This is a genomic window from Nitrosospira multiformis (assembly GCF_900110185.1).
Classification (GTDB): Bacteria; Pseudomonadota; Gammaproteobacteria; order Burkholderiales; family Nitrosomonadaceae; genus Nitrosospira; species Nitrosospira multiformis_A.
This window is the reverse complement of sequence record NZ_FOCT01000027.1, coordinates 1-6,351: the sequence shown is the minus strand read 5'-3', so window position 1 is coordinate 6,351 and position 6,351 is coordinate 1. Positions and strand designations below refer to the sequence as shown.

5 protein-coding genes are annotated in these 6,351 nt (G+C 53.3%); 4 read left to right on the top strand and 1 reads right to left on the bottom strand.

Annotated elements, in window-relative coordinates; all coding sequences use genetic code 11:
* Positions 1-372: 372 nt before the first annotated feature.
* Genes lolA through BMY01_RS16555 form a run of 4 tightly spaced genes read left to right on the top strand, consistent with a single transcriptional unit; the run spans position 373 to position 4,466 of the window.
* Positions 373-996, top strand: a complete 624-nt coding sequence (gene lolA, locus BMY01_RS16570) for an outer membrane lipoprotein periplasmic chaperone LolA (protein WP_074749216.1) — start codon at positions 373-375, stop codon at positions 994-996.
* Positions 989-2,302, top strand: coding sequence for a replication-associated recombination protein A (locus BMY01_RS16565; RefSeq protein ID WP_074749215.1), 1,314 nt, complete (start codon positions 989-991; stop codon positions 2,300-2,302). Before lolA ends, BMY01_RS16565 begins: the two co-directional genes overlap by 8 nt.
* 29 nt (positions 2,303-2,331) lie before the next feature.
* Positions 2,332-3,702 carry a serine--tRNA ligase gene (gene serS / locus BMY01_RS16560; RefSeq protein ID WP_074749214.1) on the top strand — a complete coding sequence of 457 codons (1,371 nt, stop codon included), beginning with the start codon at positions 2,332-2,334 and terminating at the stop codon, positions 3,700-3,702.
* Between the two features lie 53 nt (positions 3,703-3,755).
* Positions 3,756-4,466, top strand: a complete 711-nt coding sequence (locus tag BMY01_RS16555) for a DUF6781 family protein (protein WP_074749213.1) — start codon at positions 3,756-3,758, stop codon at positions 4,464-4,466.
* 128 nt (positions 4,467-4,594) lie between these two features.
* Here the strand turns inward: BMY01_RS16555 and BMY01_RS16550 are convergent, their stop codons facing one another.
* On the bottom strand, positions 4,595-5,164 hold the full coding sequence (locus BMY01_RS16550) for a peroxiredoxin family protein (protein ID WP_139176972.1): 570 nt from the start codon (positions 5,162-5,164) through the stop codon (positions 4,595-4,597).
* Positions 5,165-6,351 lie beyond the last annotated feature (1,187 nt).

Sequence of the window (6,351 nt, the reverse complement as noted above, 5' to 3'; positions counted from 1 at the left end):
CCAAACTTGTACCACTTCGAGTCATACCACAGCGACATGTCGTAGTCCCGGCCGCTCGTCTTGGCCTGGCTCGACGTTCCCATCGTTGTTGCCATGTCGTTTCCTCCTATTACAAATACACATTGGAGATAACATTACACCATTCCGTTGGCGCGGAGTGGAAACTTGAACTGAAAACCCCGCCGCCAGCGATGTATAGACTTTTTTACTTTACCATTGGTTCCCGGTGACGGTCTGTTATTCATGCTTTTGCTGCCTGACATTGATTGTGGAACTTCGAGAGACGCCTTAAATTGCCCGCCGAAGCGGAGCGGCTTATTTATAATTACCGTGATCCTGTTCTTTGCCTGGTTCCAATCCATAGTCAAAATCATGAAGCTATCCGAAAAGTTCTGTGTGTTCCTTTTTCTCCTTTTATTTACTTCCATAACCCATGCAACCGGAATCGGCAGTCTCAAGAGCTTCATGTGGAATGCACACACTGTCCGCGCAGATTTCTCGCAAACCGTTCTCGACAAAAGTCGCCGTATAGTGCAGACCGCAAGCGGCGCCATGCAATTCGAGCGTCCCGGAAAATTCCGCTGGATATACGAGAAGCCTTACGAACAATTGATCGTCGGGGATGGCGAGCGCATCTGGTTTTACGATCGCGATCTTGCTCAGGTAACCGTGCGAAAACTCGATGCCGCCATTGGCAGCAGCCCTGCCGCGCTGCTTGCCGGAAACAATGATATCGAAAAGAATTTCCATCTTTTGGAAGTCGGCCTGCAGGGTAACATCGAGTGGGTGGAAGCCACCCCCAAAACCCGGGAAAGTACATTTGAGCGGGTGCTTCTCGGATTTACCCTGGAGGGGATACTAAGAGTCATGGAATTGCACGATAATTTCGGCCAGGCTACCGTATTCGAATTTTCGGGTGTGGAACAAAACCGCAAGCTTCCTCCGGAATTATTCAAATTCCATCCCCCGGCGGGTGTGGACGTGATCAGTGAGTGATCTGTTCGAGCAGGCCCAACCTGCCGCGCCGCTGGCGGAACAGTTGCGTCCGCATGAATTGAAGGATGTGGTAGGGCAGTCCCATTTGCTGGGTCCCGGCAAACCGCTGCGTCTTGCATTCGAGTCCGGCAAGCCTCATTCAATGATACTGTGGGGCCCGCCCGGCTCAGGTAAGACCACGCTGGCTCGCCTCATGGCTTCGGCGTTTGATGCTGAATTCATTGCGCTGTCCGCCGTGCTATCGGGGGTCAGGGATATTCGTGACGCAATCGAACGGGCACGTGTAGTTTTGCACCAGTCCGGCCGCCATACCATCCTGTTCGTGGATGAGGTTCATCGCTTCAACAAGTCGCAGCAGGATGCGTTTCTGCCCTTCGTCGAACAAGGATTGGTGACATTTATCGGCGCCACGACCGAGAACCCTTCATTCGAGGTGAACGGCGCGCTGTTATCGCGTGCCCAGGTGTATGTGCTCACTGCCTTGTCCCCGACCGAACTGGGCACCCTGTTCGACCGCGCAAGGAAGCTGGCATTGGCTGAGCTGGATTTCACCGCTGATGCGCGATCATTGTTGATCGAATACGCCGACGGTGACGCGCGGCGTTTGCTCAATCTTCTGGAACAGCTAAAAACCGCGGCGGCGGCTGAAGGAATATCAAGAATAGACGTTGATTACGCGCGCGAGAGGTTATCTCGCGCCGCCCGCCGGTTTGATAAGGGCGGCGACGAATTTTACGACCAGATTTCAGCGCTGCATAAATCCCTGCGAGGCTCCAATCCGCACGCCACGCTTTACTGGATGTGCCGGATGCTGGATACCGGCGCAGACCCGCGCTATATCGCCCGGCGCCTCATTCGTGCCTCCGTGGAAGATATCGGCCTGGCCGATCCGCGCGCCCTGCGTATCGCGCTCGATGCTTCGGAGACTTACGAACGGCTGGGCAGCCCTGAAGGTGAACTGGCCCTGGCGCAGGCCGCCCTGTATCTTGCCTGCGCTCCCAAGAGCAATGCTGCTTACCTTGCGTATAATAAAACCCGCTCTTTTATCGGTGAAGACAAGTCGCGACGGGTTCCGGAACACCTGCGCAATGCGCCCACGCGACTGATGAAGGAGATGGGATTCGGGCGCGACTACCGCTATGCGCACGATGATCCCGATGCATATGCCGCGGGAGAACATTATTTTCCGGAAGGAATGCCGGAAATTGAATTTTACCGGCCAACCAGCCGCGGATTCGAAAGTAAAATATCCGAAAGACTGGCGTATCTGCGCGAGCTTGACAAACAGGCAAAAAAAGAATCATAAGATAGAACCTGCGTCGATTTGGAGTCGAGATGTTAGATATTCATCTGTTACGTACGCAACTGGATCACGTTGCCAGGCTTCTTGCCGAGCGTAACTACGTTTTTCCTCTTGCTGAATTCACTGCCCTGGAAGCGGAACGAAAGAATCTTCAAACCTGCACCCAGGAATTGCAGGCGCGCCGCAATGTCGCGTCGAAGCAGATCGGCAATGCCAAGAGCAGGGGCGAAGATGCCAGTGCGATTCTCGCAGAGGTCGCTCATCTGGGTGATGAGCTGAAGCAGGCGGAATCCCGGCTGGATCAGACACAGGCTGCGCTGCAGCACATCTTGCTGCAAATACCCAACCTGCCGCACAGCAGCGTGCCGGAGGGCAGAAGCGAATCGGATAACAGGGAAGTTCGACGTTGGGGAACTCCCCGCACATTTGATTTCAGCCCGGCCGATCATGTGAGCATAGGCGAGCGACTGGGATTACTGGATTTTCCCACTGCGGCGAAGATCAGCGGCGCCCGCTTCAGCCTGCTGACAGGCCCGCTTGCGCACTTGCATCGCGCACTGGCTCAATTCATGCTCGACGTTCATATCCGCGAGCATGGGTATACAGAGGCCTACGTGCCCTATCTGGTCAATGCGGAAAGTTTGCGGGGTACCGGCCAACTGCCGAAGTTCAAGGAAGATTTGTTCGAGGTTCCACGAAGAAAAACAGCCGAACCTCTCCTGGAGAACCAGCCGACTGCTGCAACGTTGCCATCGAATAGCAATAGCCCGCAAGAGGGGCATGACGATGATGACTTATATCTGATTCCCACTTCCGAGGTTCCCCTGAGCAACGTCGTACGTGACCGTATCGTCGATCCTGAGTTGCTGCCTATCAAGCTCACTGCGCATACCCCTTGCTTTCGCTCCGAAGCGGGGAGCTACGGCAGGGATACTCGCGGAATGATCCGGCAGCATCAGTTCGAGAAGGTGGAACTGGTGCAGATCGTCCATCCTGCACACTCCTATAAAGCGCTGGAAGAGCTGACAGGCCATGCCGAAGCAATTCTTCAGAAGCTGCAACTGCCTTACCGGGTGATGGCGTTGTGCACCGCCGACATGGGGTTTGCCGCAGCCAAGACGTACGACATCGAAGTATGGTTGCCGCAGCAAGGCACTTATCGGGAAATTTCCTCATGCAGTAACTGTGAGGCATTTCAGGCAAGGCGCATGCAGGCACGCTTTCGCAATGAGAAAGGTAAGCCTGAACTGTTGCATACACTCAACGGGTCGGGTCTGGCGGTGGGACGGACGCTGGTGGCGATACTGGAAAATTTCCAGAATGCAGACGGCAGCGTATCGATTCCCAAGGTTTTGCAAGGCTATATGGGCGGAACCGAGCGGCTTGTCCCCCGCAACGCATAAGGCAATCAGACGTATCTTTTTACTATTGTTACCATTGGAGAGGCTCGCTAACCATGCAAAATGTACCTGGCAGTGAAAATGTTCATGCGGCAATTGAGGATACATCGACTCTCGAAGCTGAAGTACGCAGCAGGATGACGCAAGGAGAGAATATAGAACAAGAAGTGCGGGATCTGACGGTAAAAGCCTTGAGCAGGCAAGGACATGACCAGGATTCACTGCGTCATGTCATGGGGGCAGTACTGAGAGGTGTACGTGAAGGAGCGCAGCAGAAGTTGCAATCTTCCTCTATTCAGTCGCAGACGACTTTATCCCCTGTGAGAGATGCTGTGGCCGGCCTGGATTCCGCGTTGGCTCAACTGGCGGCGGCCTCGAAACTGACACTCGAAGAGGCCGCGGGCCGTGCGCAAACGTTTTCAAAAGAAGAGTTGACGCGTCTGCGTGCCAACCTTGAAAGTATTGAGAATCTTTTTTTCGAAACTTTGCAGGAGTCGGCTTCGGCTGCGCAGGACCTGGTGGAGGTTACCTTGAGAGATATTATTCTCCATGCAAAGCGAAACGGCACTGCGGTAGGCTCTCAGTTGAAAGACGCACTCGAGGCGCTCAACCATCAATTGAAAGCGACCACCTATAGCCAGTTCGAAGCAGGTATTCATCTCACCCAAGCCATCACGGATACCCTGCGGCAAGCCGCCGCGAATGTTCTTACCGAGGTTGCGGAGCGGGTCAAGCCAAGCGACAAACCCAGAGGACATCACGGGTAGGGGTCGGTTTCAGGCAGGCGTTCCGGTATTCTCCAGGACGGGGCGCCTCTCCCATGAGTTCGTGGTTCGCGTCACGCAGAGGTGACACGGGGACTGCGATCTGGCGCAAGTTCAGATACAGGACGAGCTTAGATCTTGCATCCTTCCGTATCGCAAGTGGGATTTTCCCCACCGTTCGCCGACGATTCCGTCACCGCAGACTCATCGAATTCCTCGGTCAGCAGCGCCCCAATCGAAAATCCTACGGTCAGATCGCTCACATGGCCGAATTTATGCAAGCGAATGTGCCCTGTTTTATCGATCAGGATGAGAGTAGGTGTACCCTGCATCTGATAGGCGCGCATGGTCATCGGAACGCCCGTCGCGGCTCCGTCATATTTGTCTATCCCGATTGGAAAGCGCAGCCGGTATTCATAGGCAAACACTTCGAGCGCCTCGCGCCCCATCACCTCGTGATGCTCGAAAACAGTATGCAGTCCTATCACTGCAACGCGGTTCGGGTCAAACTCCTGATGTATTCGTTGCGCTTGCGGTATGCCCATCTGCACGCAACCAGGACAGAAAATCTGGAAGGTGTGGAGTACAACCACCTTACCCCGGAGCGAAGCGAGCGTCAGGGGGTGCGGCGTATTAAGCCAGCCGGAGGTTTGTAGTTCGGGCGCCATGCTTGCCCTGATGTTGGTACTTGTCTCGGCCATTCTGTACCTCGAAATAGCGGATTGAAAATAACGCATTATAAGGGAGCCGGGGCATAAGTCCCACAGACAATCCTATCGACGTTCGCCAAGGAGCCCTCCGAAAGGGAGATCCATATTTCCCCTTCATGTTTTCCCACAAATCTCTGTCTCGCAAATCGGTGGGTTTTTCGCCTTTTTGGCCACTTGTCAGGGTTACGCCCAGATTGCCGGTTCTACCCGATCAGCATAAAGAGAAAAACCAGGATAGATGACATAGTAATATATTTGGCCTCCACCGCGAAGCATTTCCACAATTCCAATAGGGTAAAATCACCACAATTGCAAGAGGGGAAAATAACGATTTTTAGTATAGGGTCATTATTGACTTTATTTGCCAGCATCATGTTTCTTCCTTGTACGCCTCATTTTGCTGTGGTAGAATTTGCGCGTTTCAGGAGCCGCTCTTTCGCAGATATGCAATGCGAATAATGGGGCGGGTGTCACGGGATTTTGGAAGAAATCAGATCGACTCAAATGAGCAGAACAGAGGCGACTGGCGAAATCCGCATGAAACGGCCATTCTAGTCATTTTTACGCTCATTCATCCTGCTTGAATCAAGTCGGATGGAATAAGCGGAATGAATGGAATGTCTGGGGAATCATGACATGAACTTAAAGCGCGTAAGGGTGCCGCGCGGCTCCTGCCGTTCTGGGTTTCATGATGCGTTATCAATGTGAGTCAGAAAGAAAGCGATTTCGGATCGATATGGCTGCGGAAGATTTAGCTGAGACTTCGAACCGAAACTTTGAACTTATCGACATGCCGTTGTTCTTAATGTTTGAATTCGCATAAGCCATAGAATAACACAATTACCGACATTCGCAATATGGATATTATGCCGGACAGATCAGATATCCGCCAGTTTGTCGCCGACCGCGGTGATCTGAGCGCGCTCACATGGAGATGTTCTGTCTGGAAGCATTGCGTAATGGGTCGAACATTGTGAGATTTTGGAAGATTGGCTCGTACTGTAATCAGTAATCAAGTGGGGGGAAATATGAGCAGTAAAGCAGCAGCAGGTGTAGCGGGGATTGTGGCGGTCGCATGGAATTCCGGACTGGCGATGGCGGCAGCCGACCCCTACCAGTTAAATCTGCCCGAGCCGCAGACAGTCATTGCCCAGCAGATCTACGACCAGCACACGATG